This is a genomic window from Azospirillum himalayense, from assembly GCF_042657465.1.
Classification (GTDB): Bacteria; Pseudomonadota; Alphaproteobacteria; order Azospirillales; family Azospirillaceae; genus Azospirillum; species Azospirillum himalayense.
Genome location: NZ_JBHSLC010000009.1, coordinates 64,003 through 82,339, shown reverse-complemented (window position 1 = coordinate 82,339; position 18,337 = coordinate 64,003). Strand labels below are relative to the sequence as shown.

The 18,337-nt window shown below is 68.0% G+C and carries 21 protein-coding genes and 1 tRNA gene; 13 read left to right on the top strand and 9 right to left on the bottom strand.

What is annotated here, in order from left to right:
- Positions 1-30 precede the first annotated feature (30 nt).
- The 4 genes from ACFPMG_RS07170 to ACFPMG_RS07155 all read right to left on the bottom strand — a co-directional run bounded on the left by ACFPMG_RS07170 (position 31) and on the right by ACFPMG_RS07155 (position 4,008).
- On the bottom strand, positions 31-1,014 hold the full coding sequence (locus ACFPMG_RS07170) for a Bug family tripartite tricarboxylate transporter substrate binding protein (protein ID WP_376994499.1): 984 nt from the start codon (positions 1,012-1,014) through the stop codon (positions 31-33).
- A gap of 546 nt (positions 1,015-1,560) precedes the next feature.
- Complete coding sequence (locus ACFPMG_RS07165; RefSeq protein ID WP_014238572.1) at positions 1,561-2,490, bottom strand: AEC family transporter; 930 nt, start codon at positions 2,488-2,490, stop codon at positions 1,561-1,563.
- Between the two features lie 79 nt (positions 2,491-2,569).
- Positions 2,570-3,247: an RraA family protein gene (locus tag ACFPMG_RS07160; RefSeq protein ID WP_103040412.1), complete on the bottom strand. Its 678-nt coding sequence runs from the start codon at positions 3,245-3,247 to the stop codon at positions 2,570-2,572.
- A 686-nt stretch (positions 3,248-3,933) separates the two neighbouring features.
- Positions 3,934-4,008: transfer RNA gene (locus tag ACFPMG_RS07155), tRNA-Gly, on the bottom strand.
- Positions 4,009-4,171: 163 nt separating this feature from the next.
- Here ACFPMG_RS07155 and ACFPMG_RS07150 point away from each other — a divergent pair.
- The 6 genes from ACFPMG_RS07150 to ACFPMG_RS07125 all read left to right on the top strand — a co-directional run bounded on the left by ACFPMG_RS07150 (position 4,172) and on the right by ACFPMG_RS07125 (position 7,827).
- Positions 4,172-4,738 carry a prolyl-tRNA synthetase associated domain-containing protein gene (locus ACFPMG_RS07150; protein WP_038529754.1) on the top strand — a complete coding sequence of 189 codons (567 nt, stop codon included), beginning with the start codon at positions 4,172-4,174 and terminating at the stop codon, positions 4,736-4,738.
- 54 nt (positions 4,739-4,792) lie between these two features.
- Positions 4,793-5,749: a tetratricopeptide repeat protein gene (locus ACFPMG_RS07145; protein WP_376994498.1), complete on the top strand. Its 957-nt coding sequence runs from the start codon at positions 4,793-4,795 to the stop codon at positions 5,747-5,749.
- A gap of 142 nt (positions 5,750-5,891) precedes the next feature.
- Positions 5,892-6,587 carry an LON peptidase substrate-binding domain-containing protein gene (locus ACFPMG_RS07140; protein ID WP_376994497.1) on the top strand — a complete coding sequence of 232 codons (696 nt, stop codon included), beginning with the start codon at positions 5,892-5,894 and terminating at the stop codon, positions 6,585-6,587.
- 48 nt (positions 6,588-6,635) lie between these two features.
- Positions 6,636-6,872 carry a Trm112 family protein gene (locus tag ACFPMG_RS07135; RefSeq protein WP_014238566.1) on the top strand — a complete coding sequence of 79 codons (237 nt, stop codon included), beginning with the start codon at positions 6,636-6,638 and terminating at the stop codon, positions 6,870-6,872.
- Complete coding sequence (locus ACFPMG_RS07130) at positions 6,872-7,276, top strand: gamma-butyrobetaine hydroxylase family protein (protein ID WP_109072064.1); 405 nt, start codon at positions 6,872-6,874, stop codon at positions 7,274-7,276. The genes ACFPMG_RS07135 and ACFPMG_RS07130 overlap by 1 nt, the downstream gene beginning before the upstream one ends.
- A 161-nt stretch (positions 7,277-7,437) precedes the next feature.
- A complete protein-coding gene (locus tag ACFPMG_RS07125; protein ID WP_376994496.1) occupies positions 7,438-7,827 on the top strand; it encodes a hypothetical protein in 390 nt (129 codons plus the stop codon).
- Positions 7,828-7,834: 7 nt separating this feature from the next.
- Here ACFPMG_RS07125 and ACFPMG_RS07120 read toward each other — a convergent pair whose 3' ends face one another.
- On the bottom strand, positions 7,835-8,191 hold the full coding sequence (locus ACFPMG_RS07120; RefSeq protein ID WP_376994495.1) for a cupin domain-containing protein: 357 nt from the start codon (positions 8,189-8,191) through the stop codon (positions 7,835-7,837).
- A gap of 29 nt (positions 8,192-8,220) precedes the next feature.
- On the bottom strand, positions 8,221-8,907 hold the full coding sequence (locus ACFPMG_RS07115; protein WP_137103981.1) for an HAD family hydrolase: 687 nt from the start codon (positions 8,905-8,907) through the stop codon (positions 8,221-8,223).
- 311 nt (positions 8,908-9,218) lie between these two features.
- On the opposite strand from ACFPMG_RS07115, the gene ACFPMG_RS07110 reads away from it, so the two are divergent.
- Entirely contained in the window at positions 9,219-9,437 is a 219-nt protein-coding gene (locus tag ACFPMG_RS07110; protein WP_014238561.1) for a DUF1127 domain-containing protein, read from the top strand.
- 164 nt (positions 9,438-9,601) lie between these two features.
- On the opposite strand, the gene ACFPMG_RS07105 is transcribed toward ACFPMG_RS07110, so the two are convergent.
- Positions 9,602-10,738 (bottom strand): type III PLP-dependent enzyme, encoded by a 1,137-nt coding sequence (locus tag ACFPMG_RS07105; protein ID WP_145682421.1) that lies wholly within the window; start codon positions 10,736-10,738, stop codon positions 9,602-9,604.
- A gap of 442 nt (positions 10,739-11,180) precedes the next feature.
- On the opposite strand from ACFPMG_RS07105, the gene ACFPMG_RS07100 reads away from it, so the two are divergent.
- Positions 11,181-11,654, top strand: a complete 474-nt coding sequence (locus ACFPMG_RS07100; RefSeq protein WP_376994494.1) for an MgtC/SapB family protein — start codon at positions 11,181-11,183, stop codon at positions 11,652-11,654.
- Here the strand turns inward: ACFPMG_RS07100 and ACFPMG_RS07095 are convergent.
- Both ACFPMG_RS07095 and ACFPMG_RS07090 read right to left on the bottom strand, forming a co-directional pair.
- Positions 11,638-12,822 (bottom strand): multidrug effflux MFS transporter, encoded by a 1,185-nt coding sequence (locus ACFPMG_RS07095; protein WP_376994493.1) that lies wholly within the window; start codon positions 12,820-12,822, stop codon positions 11,638-11,640. The genes ACFPMG_RS07100 and ACFPMG_RS07095 overlap by 17 nt on opposite strands.
- A 65-nt stretch (positions 12,823-12,887) precedes the next feature.
- Entirely contained in the window at positions 12,888-13,694 is an 807-nt protein-coding gene (locus ACFPMG_RS07090; RefSeq protein ID WP_376994492.1) for a M48 family metallopeptidase, read from the bottom strand.
- 198 nt (positions 13,695-13,892) lie between these two features.
- On the opposite strand from ACFPMG_RS07090, the gene ACFPMG_RS07085 reads away from it, so the two are divergent.
- The 5 genes from ACFPMG_RS07085 (at position 13,893) to ugpB (ending at position 18,184) form a co-directional block, all read left to right on the top strand.
- A complete protein-coding gene (locus tag ACFPMG_RS07085; RefSeq protein WP_376994491.1) occupies positions 13,893-15,023 on the top strand; it encodes a sensor histidine kinase in 1,131 nt (376 codons plus the stop codon).
- Positions 15,024-15,128: 105 nt separating this feature from the next.
- Positions 15,129-15,485: a nucleotidyltransferase family protein gene (locus tag ACFPMG_RS07080; RefSeq protein WP_376994489.1), complete on the top strand. Its 357-nt coding sequence runs from the start codon at positions 15,129-15,131 to the stop codon at positions 15,483-15,485.
- Positions 15,457-15,945: a ribonuclease toxin HepT-like protein gene (locus tag ACFPMG_RS07075; RefSeq protein ID WP_376994488.1), complete on the top strand. Its 489-nt coding sequence runs from the start codon at positions 15,457-15,459 to the stop codon at positions 15,943-15,945. The genes ACFPMG_RS07080 and ACFPMG_RS07075 overlap by 29 nt, the downstream gene beginning before the upstream one ends.
- A gap of 194 nt (positions 15,946-16,139) precedes the next feature.
- Complete coding sequence (locus tag ACFPMG_RS07070; RefSeq protein WP_376994487.1) at positions 16,140-16,532, top strand: hypothetical protein; 393 nt, start codon at positions 16,140-16,142, stop codon at positions 16,530-16,532.
- A gap of 314 nt (positions 16,533-16,846) precedes the next feature.
- On the top strand, positions 16,847-18,184 hold the full coding sequence (gene ugpB, locus ACFPMG_RS07065; RefSeq protein WP_376994486.1) for a sn-glycerol-3-phosphate ABC transporter substrate-binding protein UgpB: 1,338 nt from the start codon (positions 16,847-16,849) through the stop codon (positions 18,182-18,184).
- Positions 18,185-18,337: the final 153 nt, after the last annotated feature.

Below are 18,337 nucleotides of genomic sequence, written 5' to 3'. Positions count from 1 at the left end.
CCAGCCCGCCCGGGTCGAGTCAGCCCCGGATCACTTCAGCCAGGGCGACGACTGCCACAGCGACTTCAGCTCGGTGTCGAGCTGCTTCAGCTCCGCCGTGAAGGCGTCGGGGCCGAGGACGCGCAGCGGCTGGAAGGTCTCCTTGGCCTCGGCCTTCGCCACGAACTCCGGATCGGTCGCGGCCTTGGTGACGGCGTCCACCAGCTTGGCGCGGACGTCGGCGGGCAGGCCCTTCGGCGCGCAGACGCCGCGCAGCGAGGCCATCAGCACCGGGTAGCCCTGCTCCGCGAAGGTCGGGATGTCCGGGGCGGCCTTCCAGCGCTCCTTGCTCATCACGCCCAGCACGCGGATCTGGTCGGAGGCCTGACCGCGCAGCCCCTCGCCGAGGTTCTGGCCGCTGATCTGGATCTTCTTGGCGAGCATCGCCTTGTAATTGGCGGCGGAGCCGGAGAAGGGCACATGGGTGAACTGCACGCCCGCCTGGCGCTGCACCAGCAGCATGGCGAGCTGGTCGTCCGAGCCCACGCCGGTGGTGCCGACGGTGACGGTGTTCGGGTTGGCCTTGGCGTGCTCCACGACGTCCTTCAGCGTCTTGAAGGCGCTGTCGCCGGGAACGCTCCACACGCCGGGATCGTCGACGACGTTGACCAGCGCGTCCAGCCGGTCCGCCGAGAAGCGGGCCTGACGCTCGATCGGGATCGACACCATGTTCGGCGTGTTGCAGAAGCCGATGGAGTAGCCGTCCGGTGCTGCGTCGGCGATGGCCGCGAAGCCGATCTCGCCGCCGGCGCCCGGCTTGTTCACCACTTCGATCCGGGTGCCGCCCAGATGCTTCTCGATGAAGGGAGCCAGCAGGCGCGCGGTCACGTCGGTCGACCCGCCGGCGTCGTAGGCGACGACCACGGTGATCGGCTTCTCGGGGTAGGCGGCCTGGGCCGTCGACAGAGCGGTCGTCGACATGGCCAGCGCCAGGGTCCCGGTCGCCAGCGCCAGGAACTTGCTGCGAATGATCATCTGGATGCCCTTCTTTCCTGCGTTATTGCGGAAGACCCCCTTGGCCGCGGACGCGGCGGGGTCCCGGGAGATCCCGCCCGTCCCGATGCGGACACAGGCTGGGCCTCCTTTTCTGAAATTCTCGTAAAGATCGATGGCCGTTGATTCTGACAGCATTGCAATTTCGGGTCACAAGAGAAGCGAAGAGTCATACTGACCTTGAGAAGGATGAGTGCATACTTCAGTATGTCTGTCTTCATGGATGACCGATCCCGTCGCCGCCATGGCGGCGGGGTTCGGTCGTCTTTCTCGCGAAAAGAAGCAGTTCATAGACCCAACGCTGTCAAATCGACCAGACGAAAGCGGTTTTGACGCTTCAAGGTGGAAGATACAGAGTCTCTATTCGTGTATCAATCGTGCTAACCGAACCGGATATCCGGAAATCACAGCGATTTTCGACGAATGCTTTCCATCGGGCGTGGTTTCTTGGAGTTCCGCGCGATCGGGTGTGCGCAGAAAGCGTCAAATGGACGCATAATGAAACGAGCCTGCGTCGAAATGACCGCGTCAGCCCATCGCCACCATGAAGGCGACGGAAATCGAGATCGGGGACATCAGGGTGGACAGCAGCAGCGACATGGAGACCAGCTCCCGCCCCGTCTGGTAGCGCTCGGCAAAGGCGTAGACGTTGACGCCGATGGGCAGCGCCGCCGCGGTCACGGCGGGGGCCAGCCAGTCCGGCGGCAGGTGGAAGACCTCCACCGCCAGCACCCAGGTCAGCACCGGGTGCAGGACCGTCTTCATCACCGCCAGGACCAGCGCCTGGCCGAACTTGCCCGACAGCTTTCCGAAGGACAGGGAGGTGCCCAGCGTGAAGCAGGCGCAGGGCAGGACGGTGGCCGCGGCGTAGTCCGCCGCCTTCATGACCGCGTCCGGCACATGGACGCCGCTCAGGTTGAAGCCCATGCCGACGACGATCGACAGGATCATCGGGCTGAGCAGGGTCGCCTTGACGGCGTTGACCGCGGCGACGACCGGCCGTCCGCCCGCCGTCCGCTGCGCCTCGGCGATCATCGTCGCCGTGGTGAAGAGGAGCGGGGACTGGAACAGGATCAGCAGCATCACCGGGATGGCCACCGACGATCCGTAGGCGTCCATCAGGATCGGCGCGCCGAGCAGGCCGATGGAGGAGAAGGAGGGCGCGAAGCCGCCGATCGCCGCCTCGTCCCGCCGCCGGATGGACAGCATCCAGGCCGCACCCAGCCCGAAGATGATGAAGGCCGCGACGAAGAAGGACGCCACGAAGCCCCATTCGATGGGATCGGGGATCTTGGCCTTGGCCATCGCCGCGAACAGCAGCGCCGGCAGGGCGTAGATGCCGAGAAAGCGCGACAGCCCCTGAGCCGCCGTGTTGCTGAAATTGCCCGATTTCCCGGCGTAGAAGCCGAGCGCGACCAGGACGAACATCGGCAGCACGATTTGAAAGATGAGCGTCATGGCGGCGGAAACCGGTCTTGGGGCGGCTCGAAGGGCTGTGCGGGTCGCCGGCGCGCGTGGTCCGGCTGATGGCAGGGGGTCAGCGCAGGGTGGGCGTCTCGACGATTTCCGGTTCCGGCACGCCCAGCACCTCCATCAGCGACTTGCCGGCGTCGAGCTGCTGCGACCAAATCTTCTCTTTGGCCATCAGCTCCAGGCAGCGCCTCAGCACCTCGTCCATCACGGCCAGCGGCACCACGGTCACCCCGTCATCGTCGCCGATGATCAGGTCGCCCGGGTTGACCACCATGCCGCCGACGCCGGCCGGCACGTCCATCTTGCCGCCGAAGGATTTGTGCGGGCCGCGCGGCACCGAGCCCTTGGCGAAGACCGGAAAGCCGATGGTCCGGATCTCCTGGAGGTCGCGGACCGAGCCGTCGATCACCAGACCGCCCAGGCCGCGCGACTTGCAGCCGCGGACCACCCATTCGCCGGCCAGCGCCACCTCCTCCAGGCCGGCGCCGGCGACCACCACCACCTCGCCCGGTTCGGCCAGGCTGCAGGCGGTCAGCAGCATGCTGTTGTCGCCCGGCATCGACACGGCGGTGCGGGCCTGCCCGCAGATGCGCATGCCCGGGGCGCAGGGCTTGATCCGGGCGTCCATGCTCTGGCAGCGGTTCTGCACGTCGGACGCGATGCTGCTGGGGACCGTCTTCCAGATGTCCAGCATGTCCGGGGACAGGCGCGGAAAGTTCACGATGTAGCGTTGCATAGCCATGGGAGGGACCTCTCGTCGTCTGGATGGATTGCCGTCTGGGCTGGCTTATCGTCTGGGCTGTACGAAGCGGGGCTTGGAAGCGCGACCAGCGGCACCGCCGGTCGCAGCGCGACGACAGCGGAGCCGATGACGATCAGGCGGGGGAGGGCCGGTGTTGCCGGAGCGGCGGACGCCGGCCGGACAGGAACATCCTATCCGGGAAAGTCACGGGCTCGGCCCGTCCGACGCGACCAGACCATCCATGGTGCATACAACCCTAACCGGATAAAAGTTCTATTTGTTTCGTCTTTGAAGCTTAGTCATTCCGGAGGTCATACGCAAGTAGGTTGCCAACAAGTAAATTTGTTCACGTCTTCATATGGGGTATGTGCGCGGGGAATGACCTACAAAGGCATGTCATTTACCGGATTTTGCGCCTTTAAATTGCGCCTTTTGGCATGGCGCGCGCTGTATGGCTGCGCTGGTCCGGAGGTGGCCGGTCGGGGAGTGAGGCGCCGGTCACGGCCAATGGAAGAGGGCGGCGCAGACTCGGTTTCAAAAACGAAGGCGCCGGTTGCGAAATCGCAACGCGCGGAGAATGGGGGCGACCGGGAGGAGAAAAACGAAAAAGGCCGGCACCCGAAGGTCCAGCCTTTCCATCAGCCGTCCTATTTCCCTTCGAAGGACCACCGTCCCCGTCGGGAGAATGGAGCGGGCGAAGGGATTCGAACCCTCGACCCCAACCTTGGCAAGGTTGTGCTCTACCCCTGAGCTACGCCCGCGCTCCGTTTCGCTGCCGTTCGGACCCTTGCTCGGTGCCGTCCGGCGGCGTGCGGCGGACTATACTCATGGATCGGCGCAATGCAAGCGTCATGTTTCACTTTTCTCGGGCGCCTCGACGGATTTTCCCGGACGAATGTTACCGGCCCCGCTAAAGATGACTCCATGGACACCCGCGACACCCCCGAGGGCAGGGCCGAGGAGCCGCTGCCGACGAGCCCGGAGCAGCTCCTGGAGCATCTCGCGGCGCTCGGCATCCGCACCGTGACCCACCGCCACCCGCCGCTGCACACGGTGGAGGAGAGCAAGGCGCTGCGCGGCGCGCTCCCCGGCGGCCATTGCAAGAACCTGTTCCTGAAGGACAAGAAGGAGCAGCACTGGCTGGTCGTCGCTCTGGAGGACGCGCGGGTGGAGTTGAACCGCTTCGACAAGGTGATCGGGTCGGCGCGGCTGTCCTTCGCCTCGGCCGACCGGCTGTGGCGGCATCTCGGCGTGCGGCCGGGTTCGGTCACACCCTTCTCCGTGGTCAACGACCGCGAGCGGCGGGTGAGGGTGGTGCTGCAGGAGCAGATGCTGGCCCACGACCCGCTGAACTACCACCCGCTGCTGAACGACCGAACCACGGCCATCGCCGCCGCGGACCTGCTGCGCTTCCTGCGGGCCGGCGGGCACGAGCCGCTGATCGTGCCCTTCGGCGAGGAGCCGCCGGACTCTCAGCCGACGCTTGCTTAACGCGCCCCGTGCGCTCATCTATCACGCGAGATCGCAAAGGGATACGTGACCGCCATGTTCTCCATTCCGCCTGCCAACAAGCCCGTCGCCGCCGGTGCCGCCGCCCCCGCCGCCGCCGGTGACCTGATCAAGGACAGCAGCGACCGCGCCTTCATGGCCGACGTCATCGAGGCGTCGCAGTCCGTGCCGGTGATCGTCGATTTCTGGGCGCCCTGGTGCGGCCCGTGCAAGCAGCTCGGCCCGATCCTGGAAAAGACGGTGCTGGCCGCGAAGGGCAAGGTGCGGCTGGTCAAGATCGACACCGACAAGGACCCGATGATCGCCTCGCAGCTCCGCGTGCAGTCGATCCCGGCGGTCTACGCCTTCTTCCAGGGGCGTCCGGTGGACGGCTTCATGGGCGCCCTGCCGGAGTCGCAGGTGAAGGCCTTCGTGGAGAAGCTGTTGAAGCTGGCCGGCGCCGCGGGCGGCGGCGAGGGCGACATCCTGGAGGAGGCGCTGGCCCAGGCCAAGGAGGCGCTGGAGGCCGGCGACACCCAGACCGCGTCGGAGATCTACGGCGAGATCCTGCAGGCCGATCCGGAGAACCTGAACGCCGTGGCCTACGCCGGGCTGGTCCGCTGCCTGATCGTCAACGACGAGCTGGCCCGCGCCAAGCAGATGCTCGACAAGGTGCCGGAGCAGATCGCCAAGGACAAGGAGATCGCCGCGGTGCGCAGCGCGCTGGAGGTCGCCGAGCAGGCCGCCAACGCCGGCCCGATCCCGGAGCTGATGGAGAAGGTCGCCCACAACCAGGACGACCACGAGGCCCGCTTCGACCTCGCGCTCGCCCTGTTCGCCGCCGGCAAGCGCGAGGCCGCGGTGGACGAGCTTCTGGAACTGGTGCGCCGCGACCGCGCCTGGAACGACGAGGCCGCCCGCAAGCAGCTCGTCAAGTTCTTCGAGGCTTTCGGCCCGACCGACCCGCTGACGGTGCAGAGCCGCCGCCGCCTGTCCTCGATCCTGTTCCGCTGATCACGGGGGCTCGCGGCCCGGGGGCGACCCCGGGCCGCGAGTCTGTTTCGTTCGAGTCTGTTTCGTGGGTGGCCGCTTCGTTCGCCGTCGCTCTGTTCGTGGGCGCTCTGTTCGCCGTGTCCGGGGGTTCTATATTCGTCGCATGAGCCGGAACCCCATCGACCCGTCACCGGACCGCTTCCCGCGGCAGCTCCCGATCTTCCCGCTCGCGGGGGTCCTGCTGCTGCCGCGCGGGCGCCTGCCGCTGAACATCTTCGAGCCGCGCTACCTCGCGATGGTCGAGGACGCGCTGGCTGGCGACCGCATGATCGGCATGGTCCAGCCGACCGATCCGGCCTGCCGGCTGCGCGAGCCGGCGGTCTACGGCACCGGCTGCGCCGGGCGGATCACCAGCTTCGCCGAGACCGAGGACGGCCGCTACATCATCACCCTGACCGGGGTCAGCCGCTTCGCCATCATGCGGGAGCTGGAGGGCCAGCGCGGCTACCGCCGCGTCGCCGCGGACTGGGACCGCTTCTCCGGCGACCTGATCGATCCGCTGGAGCACGGCGGAGCCATGGGCGACGGATGCGCGCTGGACCGCCCGCGTCTGCTGGCCGGGCTGAAGGGCTACTTCAAGATGCAGGGGCTGTCGGTGGACTGGAAGGCCATCGACGGCACGCCGGACGAGCGGCTGGTCACCTCGCTGGCGATGATCTGCCCCTTCTCGCCCAGCGAAAAGCAGGCCCTTCTGGAGACGCCGGACCTGCCGGAGCGCGCGAAGCTCTTGATCGCCCTGGTCGAGATGGCCATTCTCGACGGCCATGAGGGCGACGGCGGCAACGCGCTGCGTCACTGACCGCTTCCTTTGACCGACACTGCACTTTCCGACTGCGAGGCCCGATCCATGAGCGCCCACCCCCACGACGACACGCCCGCCGACGGCAAGACGCAGGCGCGCGTCGATCCGAAGCTTCTGGAGATTCTCGTCTGCCCGCTGACCAAGGGGCCGTTGCGCTACGACGCCGAGCGCGCCGAGCTGATCAGCGACCGCGCCGGGCTGGCCTACCCGATCCGCGACGGCATTCCGATCATGCTGATCGACGAGGCCCGCAGCCTCGACGGGAAGCCGGGGGCCGCCTGATGTCCGACGAGCAATTCGCGTCGGACGCCTTCGGCACCAAGCACTGGCCGGTGGAAGTCCGGCTGAAGAAGGAGGAGAAGCGGCTGGAGGTCGATTTCGACAACGGCCGGACCTTCTCCTACCCGGCGGAGTTCCTGCGCGTCCACAGCCCGAGCGCCGAGGTGCAGGGCCACGGTCCCGGCCAGAAGCAGACCGTTTCGGCCCGCCGCCACGTCGGCATCATGAGCCTGGAGGCCATCGGCCATTACGCCCTGCGGATCGTCTTCGACGACCTGCACGACAGCGGCATCTACTCCTGGAAGCTGCTGTACGAGCTGGGCGAGGACCAGGATCGCCTGTGGGCGGAGTATCTGGCGGAGCTGGAGGCCAAGGGCCTGAGCCGCGATCCGCGCGGCCGGCGCTGATGCGGAAGCGGCGGGGTGCGGCATTCCGCCGCGACCCCGCTTGTTTCCCCCGCTTGTTTCCTCGTGGCCTTTCCGGGCGTTCGGGCGCGGCGTGTTGCGCTTTCATGAAAAGGGCGTAGATAACGGCTCATCGACCGTTCCTCCGCCGCAGGATGACCGCCGTGACCGCGACCGACCCGCCCGGCGCGACCGCCAGCCAAACCGCCGCACCCAACACCGGTTCGCCGCCTCCGAACGGCGCCGGATTGCCCGTTCCCACCACGCCCACGCCGAACGATCCGCCCGATGACCCGCCCCCCGTGGAGCGGGGGTGGGGTGGGTGGACGCGCGGCTATGGGCGGCGCGGCAGCGTGTTGCGGCAAAAGCTGGCCGCCCATCTGGCGGCCCGGCGGCGCAAGCGGCGCGCCTGGGCGCGCGACGTCGCGCGGATCGTCCTGGTGGTGTCGATCCTGGCGCTGGTCGTTCTGGCCGTGGAGATCGGGCGGAAGGCGGTGGTTGTGCTGAACCGCGCCGACCTCGGCGCCATCCACCTGTTCGGAGAGCGTGGCTGAGCGCCTCTCAGGGCAGGATGACCAAGTAGCGTTTCGTCGTGGTCTCCAGCACCTCCCACACGCCGTCGAAGCCGGGTTCCAGCGTGAAGCGGTCGCCGGGGCCGACCGTCCAGCGGCGCCCGTCGGCGTGGCTGATGGCGCTGGTGCCCTCCAGGATCTCGCAATACTCCCACTCGTCGTAGACGATCCGCCAGGAACCGGGTGTGGAGCGCCAGAGTCCGGCGAAGCGTTTGCCGTCCGCCGACTCGTACTCGTTCCAGGTGGTGAAGACCGGCGCGCCGGACAGGATGCGGTCGGGCGCCGGGCCGCCGGTCTCGGGTTCCACGGCGGGGCGGGCGGGGTCGGTCAGCAGGGCGAAGCTCATCACGCGGTCTCCCATTCACCAGGTTCTTTTCACCAGGCGGCGAGCAGCGGCGGCAGGCCGTGCAGGCTGTCGATACGGCGGTAATTCTCGGTGGGCGGCTCGGCCACCTCGTGCGCCCAGGTGACGTGGTACGGCACATGGACGGCGTGGCCGCCCACGGCCAGCACGGGCAGGATATCCGACCGCACGGAATTGCCCACCATGACGAAGCGTGCCGGGTCCACCCCGTGGCGGTCGAGCAGGCGGCGGTAGGTGGCCGGGTCCTTCTCGCTGACGATCTCGATGGCGTCGAAGCGCCCGGCGAGGCCGGAGCGGGCGATCTTGCTTTCCTGGTCGAACAGGTCGCCCTTGGTGACGAGCAGCAGCCGGTAGCGCCCGGACAGACCCTCCACCACCTCCTGCACCCCGTCGAGCAGATCGACCGGGTGCTCCAGCATCGCCTTGCCGAACTCGACGAGGCTCTGGATGTCCCGCCCGCCGATGCGGCCGTCGGTCAGGTCCACCGCCGTCTCGATCATCGACAGGACGAAGCCCTTGATGCCGTAGCCGTAGACGCGGAGGTTCTCGCGCTCGGCCTGCAACAGCCGCCGGTCGATGTCCGCCGGATCGGCCAGATGGTTGGCGAGCAGCGCGCGGAAGCGGTCCTGCGTCATCGAGAACAGGGACTCGTTGTGCCACAGCGTGTCGTCGCCGTCGAAGGCGATGGTGTCGATCATGGGAAGAACTCGGTGTCGGACGACGGTCGGGATCACAGGTAGGCCGCCCCGCGGCGCCTGTCCAGCGCTCCGTTTCAAACCCGGTTTGTTGGTGAACTGCACAATTTGTGACGCCCAAAAGCTGTGCATTCGTCCATTATTCTTGCATCGGTGATATTCCTACGACAGCTATCGAGAAAGCTCACGGCTCGCATACCCACATGGCGGTGGCGGGTTTGCGCGGGATGAGCAATATTCTTTCTCACAAAGCGAGGGTGCGGCGGCCACTTCCGGCAGGCCCCCTCGGGACCTTCAAAGATAGGATGACCACCATGGCAATCGCTCTGCGCACGGCCCCCGCCGGCCGTACCCTGCGCCCTGCTCCGGTGGCGTATGTGCTGGACAGCGTTCTGGACACGTTCGCCCTGTGGCGGCAGCGCACCATCACCCGCCGCGAGCTGGCTCGGCTGGACGACCGGATGCTGCACGACATCGGCATCTCCCAGATCGACGTCGAAGGCGAGATCAGCAAGCCGTTCTGGAAGGCTTGATGCCGCCGTCACGGCTGCGGGAGACCGCAAGGAAAAGGGCCGCCCCTGTCTAAGGGAGCGGCCCTTTTCGCGTTCGGGTCTCGGGGGTTCCGCAAGCGGTCAAAAGAAAAGGCCACTCCTCCCGAAGGAAGAGTGGCCTTTTTCTCAGTCGAAACGCCGCCCGATCAGATGCAGATCTGCTGGAGCGGGGCGAAGCCGTTGAAGCAGACCGCCGAGTAGGTCGTCGTGTAGGCGCCCGTGGCGTGGATGCGCACGCGGTCGCCGGCCTTCAGGTCCATCGGCAGCTTGTACTCGGCGCGCTCGTAGAGCACGTCGGCGCTGTCGCAGGTCGGGCCGGCCAGCACGACCGCCTCGGTGTCGCCTTCCCCGTCGTCACCCATCACCTGGATCGGGTACTGGATCGCCTCGTCCATAGTCTCGGCGAGACCGCTGAACTTGCCGATGTCCAGATAGACCCAGCGCTTCACGTCGTTGGCCGACTTGCGGGAGACGAGGACGACCTCGCTCTCGATGATGCCGGCGTTGCCGACCATGCTGCGGCCCGGCTCCACGATGGCTTCCGGCAGGCGGTTGCCGAAGTGGGTGCGCAGGGACTCGAAGATGGCCTGGCCGTAGGCGGTGGTCTCCGGCACGTCGGTGCGGTAGCGGGTCGGGAAGCCGCCGCCCAGGTTGATCATGCCGAGGTCGACGCCCAGCACCTCAAGCTCGCGGAACAGCTGCGCCACCTGGAAGATGGCGTGATCCCACTGCATCAGGTCCTTCTGCTGCGAGCCGACGTGGAAGGACACGCCGTAGGGAACGACGTTCATGCCCTTGGCCTTCAGCAGCAGCTCGCGCGCCATGGCGAGGTCGCAGCCGAACTTGCGCGACAGCGGCCACTCGGCGCCCTCGCCGGAGGTCAGGATGCGGCAGAAGACGCGGGCGCCGGGAGCGGCGCGGGCGATCTTCTCCAGCTCCGCCTCGCTGTCGAAGGCGAACAGGCGCACGCCCAGTTCGAAGGCGCGGCGGATGTCCGCTTCCTTCTTGATGGTGTTGCCGTAGGAGATGCGCTCCGGCGCGCAGCCGGCGGCCAGAACCATCTGGATTTCCGGGACGCTGGCGGTGTCGAAGGCCGAGCCCAGACGGGTCAGCAGGCCGAGGATCTCCGGCGCCGGATTGGCCTTCACGGCGTAGAAGATCCTGGCGTCCGGGAGCGCTTCCTCCAGGTCGTGGTAGTTCGCTTCCACGACGTCCAGATCGACGACGAGGCACGGGGTCTGCGGACGCTGCTCTTCGAAAAAGCGCGCAATCTTATCGGTCATCTCAGTCTCCCGGACGCAAGATGAAGGTGTCGGACGAATTGTGAAAAAGCAGGGGCGGAGCGGCCGAACGCTGCTGACCGGTCAGAAAGAAAAGACGGTCAGGCGTTCAGGCCGCCCATACTGGACTGCCGTGCTGCCTTGCGGGGAAGGACCGGACTGGACAGAACCGGAAAGAGTCGGAGACGGGTGAGCCGGCGCCCACCCACAACAACATGAACCATCGTAACCTCCAAGACGCCGCCTTGCTTAAGGGACGGTCGGGGATCACGCGTTACGTCGTTGCATAACCACATCTCGAAAAGGACGAGGGGCGGGCCAGCGGCACGTGCGCTTGCGAGTTGCGGTTACATAGATCGAACGGACCGCCTTTTAAAGTGAAAAATGCGACCGGGCGCAAAAAAGTAGCAAGCGTTACGCAAAGGTAAAAATAGGGAGGAATAACATGGACTTGAGTACGGCCATTCCGGTCTGGGACATGGCGGCCCGGCTGGCCGCGGCGGCGGTTTGCGGGGCGGCGCTGGGACTCGACCGCGAGATCCGGGGCAAGGCGGCGGGGCTGCGCACCCACACGTTGGTGGCCATCAGCGCGGCCGTGACCACCCTGGTTGCGCTGGAGCTTTACTGGGGCATGGCCGGGAAGGGGACCGGCGGGGGCGACATGGACCCCACCCGCGTCATCCAGGGCATCGCCCAGGCCATCGGCTTCATCAGCGCCGGGGTGATGTTCCGCGCCGGGACCACGGTGCGCGGGGCGACCACCGCGGCGCTGATCTGGATGGCCGGCGCGCTGGGCATCGCCTGCGGGGCTGGCTTCTACGTGCTGGCGGGGATGGCGCTGGCGCTCTGTCTCGCCGTCACCATCGTCTTCTCCTACGCCCTGCGCTGGATTCCCGACTCCGTCAAGTCCGAGGACTGACCAGAAGCCGGTGGGCGAGCGCCGCGCCCAGCGCGACCAGCCCGATCGCCGTCATCATGGGAAGCTGGCTGTCCGCGTGGCTGTGGCCGAGCACCACGCCGATCAGCGCCGCCACGGTCATCTGCACGAAGCCGACCAGCGAGGAGGCCAGCCCGGCCATCATCGGGTAGGGACCGACCGCCCCGGCCATGGCGTTGGGCAGGGTCAGCCCGGCGCCCAGCAGGAAGAGGAAGACCGGGGCGATGACCGCCGCCAGATGCAGCACCCCGCCCAGCGCCAGCCCCACCCCCAGCAGCCCGCCGGCCAGCGAGACCGCCGTGCCGGTGCGGATCATCCGCGGTCCGCCCAGCCGCACGCTCAGCCGCCCGGCGAGGAAGGAGCCCACCGCGTAGCCCAGGACCACCGCGCCGAAGCTCGCCCCGAACTGCGCGGGCGTCAGGTGCAACCGCCCGATCAGCACGAAGCTGGACCCGGAAATGAAGGCGAAGATGCCGCTGTAGGCGAAGGCCACCGTCAGCATCTGCCCGACGAAGCCGCGGTCTCGCAGCAGCAGCGCGTAGTTGGCAAGCAACCGGCCGGGCTGGAGCGCCGTCTCGTCGCGGTTGGCGTTGGTCTCGCCCATCAGGGTCCAGGTGGCGGCCAGGATCAGGGCGGCGAAGCCGGTCAGCAGCAGGAAGTTGCTCCGCCAGCCGAACCACTCCGTCAGGACGCCGCCCAGGATCGGGCCGGCGGCGGGGGCCAGCGTCATCGCCATCGCCATGTAGGCCAGCACGGTGGCCGCCCGGTCGCGCCCGAAGACGTCGCGCACCACCGCTCGCGCCACCACCGGGCCGCAGCAGGCGCCCAGCGCCTGGAAGAAGCGCGCGACGATCAGCGTCTCGATGTCGTCGGTCAGCGCGCAGGCGGCACTCGCCACCAGATAGATGAGGATGCCGCCGAGCAGGGCGGGCCGCCGCCCGAAGCGGTCGGACACCGGTCCGTAGACGAGCTGCGACACCGCGAAGCCGGCGAGGAAGACCGACAGGGTGAGCTGCACCGTGGCGATGTCGGTGTCGAACACGCTGACCAGAGTCGGCAGGGAAGGCAGGTAGAGGTCGGTGGACAGCGGGCCGAAGGCGACGAGCGCCGTCAGCAGCACGCGGACGGTCAGGGAATCGGGACGGGGCATGGAGAGAGAGCCGGGCCGGGGACGGTGGGGGTGGCGCACTCTAGCAGAGGCTCGGCGCGACCCCGTCACGGCGTTTCGGCATGACCGTCATTTGCAGGTGAAACCATTTCCGCTCCCCCTTCGCCCCCTTCGCCATACCGCAGCAGCCGCGCGCCGTTGGCCTTCAGCCAGAGGCGCGGCGTGCGCACGTCGCCGGTCAGCTGCGCGCACAGCGTCCAGAAGCGCTGGGAGTGGTTCATCTCGCGAAGATGCGCCACCTCGTGCCCCACCACGTAATCCAGCACGGATTCCGGCGTCAGGATCAGCCGCCAGGAGAAGGAAAGCCGCCCGGTGGCCGAGCAGCTTCCCCAGCGGCTCTTGGTGTCGCGCACGGTGACGGCGGCGACCCGCGCGCCGATCAGCGCGGCCTTGGCGCGCGACCGCTCGGCCAGCTCGCGCCGCGCCTCCGCCATCAGGAAGTCGCGCACCCGGCGGGCGACATGCTCCGCCCGGCCGCCGACCAGGATCGCGCCATCCTCGCGCCGGGTCGCCCCGCGCAGGTCGGGGGCGTGCCGGATGACGTGATCGACGCCGAGATAGGGCACCACCGCCCCGTCGGCGAAGGGAAGCTGCGGCGGCAGGGCGGCCAGCCGCGCCCGCACCCAGCCGTCGTGACGCCCGACGAAGCGCAGCGCCTCCGCCTCCGGGACGCCCACCGGGATCACCACCTGGATCAGCCCGCGTCCGGCATCCACCCGAAGGGTCATCCGGCGGGCGCGGGCGCTTTCCCGCAATTCCAGCGGCACGGGCAGGCCGGCGACCGCCAGGGCGCGCGGGGCCTTCGGGCGTTGAGCCGGGGATTTGGAGGGGTGGGATTTGCGGCGGAAGAGCATACCTGACTTATAGCCCGCATGGCCGATCGGGGCCAATGGGACCGTTCTCCTTCACATTCAAACGGAATTTGTCCCAAGTGAGTTTTGCATGTGATATTTGACTCGGACGGGCAAGTGGCCGGATAAATGTGCTGCAATCTCAGTTTTAGCGGTGAAGTTGTGGGCGAGTATACCGGAAAGAACTCAACCGAAGGTCATATGACGGATCGTGCGATCTGGCTTGAGGCTCTGGTCTCCGCCAACGGCGCCGCTCACGCTCTGCTTGGGCTGGACGCTCGGCTTCTCGTGGTCAACCAGGCTTTTGCCGCGGCCTTCGGTCGCCTGCCGGAGGAGGCGGACGGCAAGGATCTGACCGAGCTGGGGGTCCCGGCGGCCATCGTCTCCCAGGTCGAGGCCCAGGTCCGCCGCGTCGTCCTCACCGGGACCCCGCTGTCGGCCTTCGGCCTGCTGCCCTGGGGCGAAATGGTGCTGAGCCCGGTGCGCGACGCGGACGGGGTGATCACCGCGGTCGCCGCCATCGCCGACACCAACGCCGCCGCTCTGGCCGCCGCCCGCGCCGAGGCCGAGCGGGCGCGGGCCGAAACCGAGCGGGTCCGCCAGGAGGCCGAGACGGGGCGCACCGCCATCGGGCGCTTCCTGTCCGCCGCCAGCCACGACCTGCGCCAGCCGTTCCAGGCCATGCACCTGTTCCATCATCTGCTGATGGGACGCCTGACCGATCCCGGCGCGCGCGATCTGGGCGAGAAGCTGGAGATGTCGATCGAGGCGGCGGAGGCGCTCCTGCGCGCCCTGCTGGACGTGTCGAAGCTGGAGGCCGGGCTGGTCCGGATGCAGGTGCAGACCTTCCCCATCGACGAGACGCTGGGCCGCCTGCTCAACGAGTTCGCGCCGGAAGCCGACGCCAAGGCCCTGCGCTTCAACGTCCGTCCCGCGGACGCGGAGGTGAGCACCGACCCGGTGCTGCTGGAGCAGCTTCTGCGCCCGATCCTGTCCAACGCCCTGCGCTTCACCGAGTCGGGCGGCGTGCTGCTGGCGGCGCGGCGGCGCGGCGGCGCGCTGCGCATCGAGGTGTGGGACACCGGCCTCGGCATCGCCCCCGCCGACCAGTCGGCGATCTTCGACGACTTCCACCAGCTCGGCAACCCGAACCGCGACCGCCGGCACGGGCTGGGGCTCGGCCTCGCCATCGTGCGGCGTCTCGCGACGCTGCTGGGCCTGCCGGTCTCGCTGCGCTCGGTGCCTGGGAAGGGGTCGGTCTTCGCGGTGGACGTCCCGCTGGCGGCGGCGAGCGCCGCGGAACTGCCGGTCGAGAGCAGCAGCGCGGCGTGACTTGGTCGTTGGCGAATCTGGTGCGTGGCCGGGGTTGATTTCGGATATGATCGTTTCCGTACAGTCCGTTTCTGGGCCAGCTTCAATCGGGTTCGGACAAAGGCTATGGAGATCACCAACGCGAGTCATCCACGGTACGACGACATCCGACGCCGCCGCCTTGAGGAACGCCGCACTGCGGCGTTGCGGGCGTTGAAACAGGCCGACGCCGTGGCGCGCCGTGCCGGCGGGCGGCTCGTCGTGTTCGGATCGCTGGCCGAGGGAGGATTTCACGAGCGGTCCGACCTCGACGTCGCGCTGATCGGCGTGCCGGCGGGGATGGACAGCGACGTGGCGGCGGATGTGGACACCCTGCTGACCATCGCCGGGTTCGAGGCGGATGTCATTCCGGATCGCTTCCTGTCGCCGTCCCTCCGAGACCGTGTGATGCGCCATGGCTGCGAACCCGGCGCTCTGGGCTGACATCCAGCGGGACCTGGACGCCGCGCGGACCAACATCCGAAACGCGGCGATGCGGGCCGATGCCCTTCAAGCGGGTGGAGAGCTTTCCGGCGATCTGCGCATAGATCGCGAATACGCGATCGGCCTGATGCTGCACAATGGTTATGGCGCCATGGAGTGCGCCTTGGAGCGGCTGGTGCAGGCGGTGGACGGCGGCTTGCCCAGCGGAGTGGCCTATCATGCCGAGTTGATCCGCCGCGCCGCCGCGCCCGTCGCGGGGCTGCGTCCGGCCATGATCACGTCGGAAACGGCTGGTCGCCTTCAAAAGCTGCGCTCCTTCCGGCACGCGTTGCGCCATGCTTACGATGGCTACGATTACGCCCGTGCCGCCGAGAATGTTCCGGTGGCCATCGCGGTGGAGGACAGCTTCCGGGCGGACATGACGGCTTTCGCGACGTCGATGGGCATCCTGCCGGAATAGCCGGAGCGCTCCCTCCCACCGAACGAACAGAGAGCGTCGTCCTCGCTTGCGCCCGCCGACCCGTCCATCGGCGCCGCACCGGGCGTCGATGGAGCGCGCATACTTCCTCCGAAGGCCGGGGCCGTTCACGGCCCGCCGGCCCTGGCGTCATGGTCTGGGTGCGCCACGGGCGCGGCCCGGGATCGGAGGGGAGCATGCATCGCGAAGCAGGGTGCCGGCTGGCCGGTTGTCTGGCGGGGATGACGATGGCCGCCTTCGTCGTCCTGCCCGCCGCCGCGCAGACGACGAGCCTGGACTGGGACCAGCGCGGCTGCGTCTTCGGTCCCCGGCCCGGCCTGGACCGGCTGGTGCCCGGCTACAACCCCGGTGCGCAGCCCTATTACTGCCCGCCGCCCGCCGCGCAGTATCCCGCGCCGCCGGTCGCGGCCCCGACGGCGTCGCTCTATCTGTCGGCGCCGAGCCGGTCCTACTGCCTGTTGCGCTCCTCCGGCCTGATGGGGGACAGCCTGTCGCAACTGGCCGGGACCCTGTGCCGGGACGACGCCGCGCTGTGGGCGCTCGCCCAAACAGGGCACCCCGAGAGATGACGTAAGGGTGATAGACCGTACTGATACGTACGGCTGATTGACAGCCTCCCCCTCTATCCTTAAGGCTTGCAAAAAAGAAACACACATGCGGGGAGGAAAACCATCGATGCCGGCGCAGCATCCGCCACCGATTTAAGTCCCGTTCCATGCCTTACGCAGGACCGACGTTGCAACCGCGAGGAGCGGATGCGGCGCGCCCCTGCGCGCGTGTTCGGGACACGTCACCAAATCTTCACAAGACCGTCGCGGGACCGCAACCCGCGCCCTGCATGTCAGCACATCACGCAATCGATTGGTTCCAGGGAGAGACCACCATGCTGACCCGCCGCAAGCTCGCCGTCTCGACGGCCGCCTTCGCGCTCGCCGCCGGCTTCACCGGTGCCGCCCACGCCCAGCAGAAGACCGTCATCGAATTCTGGCACGGCCTGCCCCAACCGCTCGGCGGCCAGCTCGAGCAGGTGGTGAAGGGCTTCAACGACAGCCAGGACAAGGTCCAGGTCAACCCGACCTTCAAGGGCAGCTATCCGGAGACGATGCAGGCGGCCATCGCCGCCTTCCGCGCCGGCAACGCCCCGCACGTCGTGCAGATGTTCGAGGTCGGCACCGCCACCATGCTGTCCGCCGGCCCGGCCATCAAGCCGGTGCACCAGCTGATGAGCGAGACGGGCTCGGGCCTCGACGCCGCGGCCTACATCCCGGCGGTCCGGGGCTATTACAGCTCCAAGGACGGCAAGATGATGGCCCTGCCGTTCAACAGCTCCACCACCATCACCTTCTACAACAAGGACGCCTTCCAGAAGGCCGGGCTCGACCCCAACAAGCCGCCGGCGACCTGGCCGGAGGTGGCCGACGCGGCGCGCAAGCTGAAGGCGGCGGGCGTGACCTGCCCGATGACCTTCTCCTGGCCGACCTGGACGCAGTTCGAGCAGGTCGGCGCGCTCCACGACAAGCCTTTCGCGTCGGAGGCCAACGGCTTCGGCGGGCTGAACGCCACGCTGAAGATCAACGACCCGTTCTTCGTGAAGCATCTCCAGACGCTGATCGACCTGCAGAAGGAAGGCGCGCTGCGCTACGGCGGCCGCGACAATGCCGCGGACTCGCTGTTCCCGTCGGGCGAATGCGCGATGATCCAGGCCTCGTCCGGCCTGCGCGGGCGCATCGTCAAGGAGGCCAAGTTCAACTGGGGCGCCGCTCCGCTGCCCTACTGGCCGGACGCCATCGCCTCGCCGAAGAACTCGATCATCGGCGGCGCCTCCTTCTGGGTGATGACCTCGCCCAAGCGCACCGCCGACGAGTACAAGGCCGTGGCCGCCTTCTTCAGCCACCTCGCCCGTCCGGAGGTGGACGCCAAGTGGCACATGGACACCGGCTACGTCCCGGTGACGCTCCAGGGCTTCGAGCTGGCGAAGAAGGAAGGCTTCTACGACAAGAACCCCGGCGCCGAGGTGCCGGCGGAGCAGCTGACCCGCACCGCCACCACCGAGAACACCATGGGGCTGCGGCTGGGCAACCTGCCGGAAATCCGCAACATCATCCAGGAGGAGATGGAGAAGGCGTTCCAGGGCCAGCAGACCGCCCAGCAGGCGCTGGACAACGCGGTGAAGCGCGGCGACACGGTCCTGCGCAACTTCGAGCGCGCCAACAAGACCTGAGTGGCGCGGCGGTTCGTCCCCCTCTCCCGTCCCGGGAGAGGGTGCCCGCGTAGCGGGCGGGTGAGGGTCGTACGAAGATCAAGGCGGTGTCCTTGGCAGCACCCTCACCCTTCCCACGCCTGCGGCGCGGGCCCCTTCCCTCTCCCAGGGCGG

Coding starts and splice junctions, on each gene's coding strand:
- ACFPMG_RS07170 (WP_376994499.1), bottom strand. CDS start 1,014: ATGATCATTCGCAGCAAGTTCCTGGCGCTGGCGACCGGGACCCTGGCG.
- ACFPMG_RS07165 (WP_014238572.1), bottom strand. CDS start 2,490: ATGACGCTCATCTTTCAAATCGTGCTGCCGATGTTCGTCCTGGTCGCG.
- ACFPMG_RS07160 (WP_103040412.1), bottom strand. CDS start 3,247: ATGGCTATGCAACGCTACATCGTGAACTTTCCGCGCCTGTCCCCGGAC.
- ACFPMG_RS07150 (WP_038529754.1), top strand. CDS start 4,172: ATGGACACCCGCGACACCCCCGAGGGCAGGGCCGAGGAGCCGCTGCCG.
- ACFPMG_RS07145 (WP_376994498.1), top strand. CDS start 4,793: ATGTTCTCCATTCCGCCTGCCAACAAGCCCGTCGCCGCCGGTGCCGCC.
- ACFPMG_RS07140 (WP_376994497.1), top strand. CDS start 5,892: ATGAGCCGGAACCCCATCGACCCGTCACCGGACCGCTTCCCGCGGCAG.
- ACFPMG_RS07135 (WP_014238566.1), top strand. CDS start 6,636: ATGAGCGCCCACCCCCACGACGACACGCCCGCCGACGGCAAGACGCAG.
- ACFPMG_RS07130 (WP_109072064.1), top strand. CDS start 6,872: ATGTCCGACGAGCAATTCGCGTCGGACGCCTTCGGCACCAAGCACTGG.
- ACFPMG_RS07120 (WP_376994495.1), bottom strand. CDS start 8,191: ATGAGCTTCGCCCTGCTGACCGACCCCGCCCGCCCCGCCGTGGAACCC.
- ACFPMG_RS07115 (WP_137103981.1), bottom strand. CDS start 8,907: ATGATCGACACCATCGCCTTCGACGGCGACGACACGCTGTGGCACAAC.
- ACFPMG_RS07110 (WP_014238561.1), top strand. CDS start 9,219: ATGGCAATCGCTCTGCGCACGGCCCCCGCCGGCCGTACCCTGCGCCCT.
- ACFPMG_RS07105 (WP_145682421.1), bottom strand. CDS start 10,738: ATGACCGATAAGATTGCGCGCTTTTTCGAAGAGCAGCGTCCGCAGACC.
- ACFPMG_RS07100 (WP_376994494.1), top strand. CDS start 11,181: ATGGACTTGAGTACGGCCATTCCGGTCTGGGACATGGCGGCCCGGCTG.
- ACFPMG_RS07095 (WP_376994493.1), bottom strand. CDS start 12,822: ATGCCCCGTCCCGATTCCCTGACCGTCCGCGTGCTGCTGACGGCGCTC.
- ACFPMG_RS07090 (WP_376994492.1), bottom strand. CDS start 13,694: ATGCTCTTCCGCCGCAAATCCCACCCCTCCAAATCCCCGGCTCAACGC.
- ACFPMG_RS07085 (WP_376994491.1), top strand. CDS start 13,893: ATGACGGATCGTGCGATCTGGCTTGAGGCTCTGGTCTCCGCCAACGGC.
- ACFPMG_RS07080 (WP_376994489.1), top strand. CDS start 15,129: ATGGAGATCACCAACGCGAGTCATCCACGGTACGACGACATCCGACGC.
- ACFPMG_RS07075 (WP_376994488.1), top strand. CDS start 15,457: ATGGCTGCGAACCCGGCGCTCTGGGCTGACATCCAGCGGGACCTGGAC.
- ACFPMG_RS07070 (WP_376994487.1), top strand. CDS start 16,140: ATGCATCGCGAAGCAGGGTGCCGGCTGGCCGGTTGTCTGGCGGGGATG.
- ugpB (WP_376994486.1), top strand. CDS start 16,847: ATGCTGACCCGCCGCAAGCTCGCCGTCTCGACGGCCGCCTTCGCGCTC.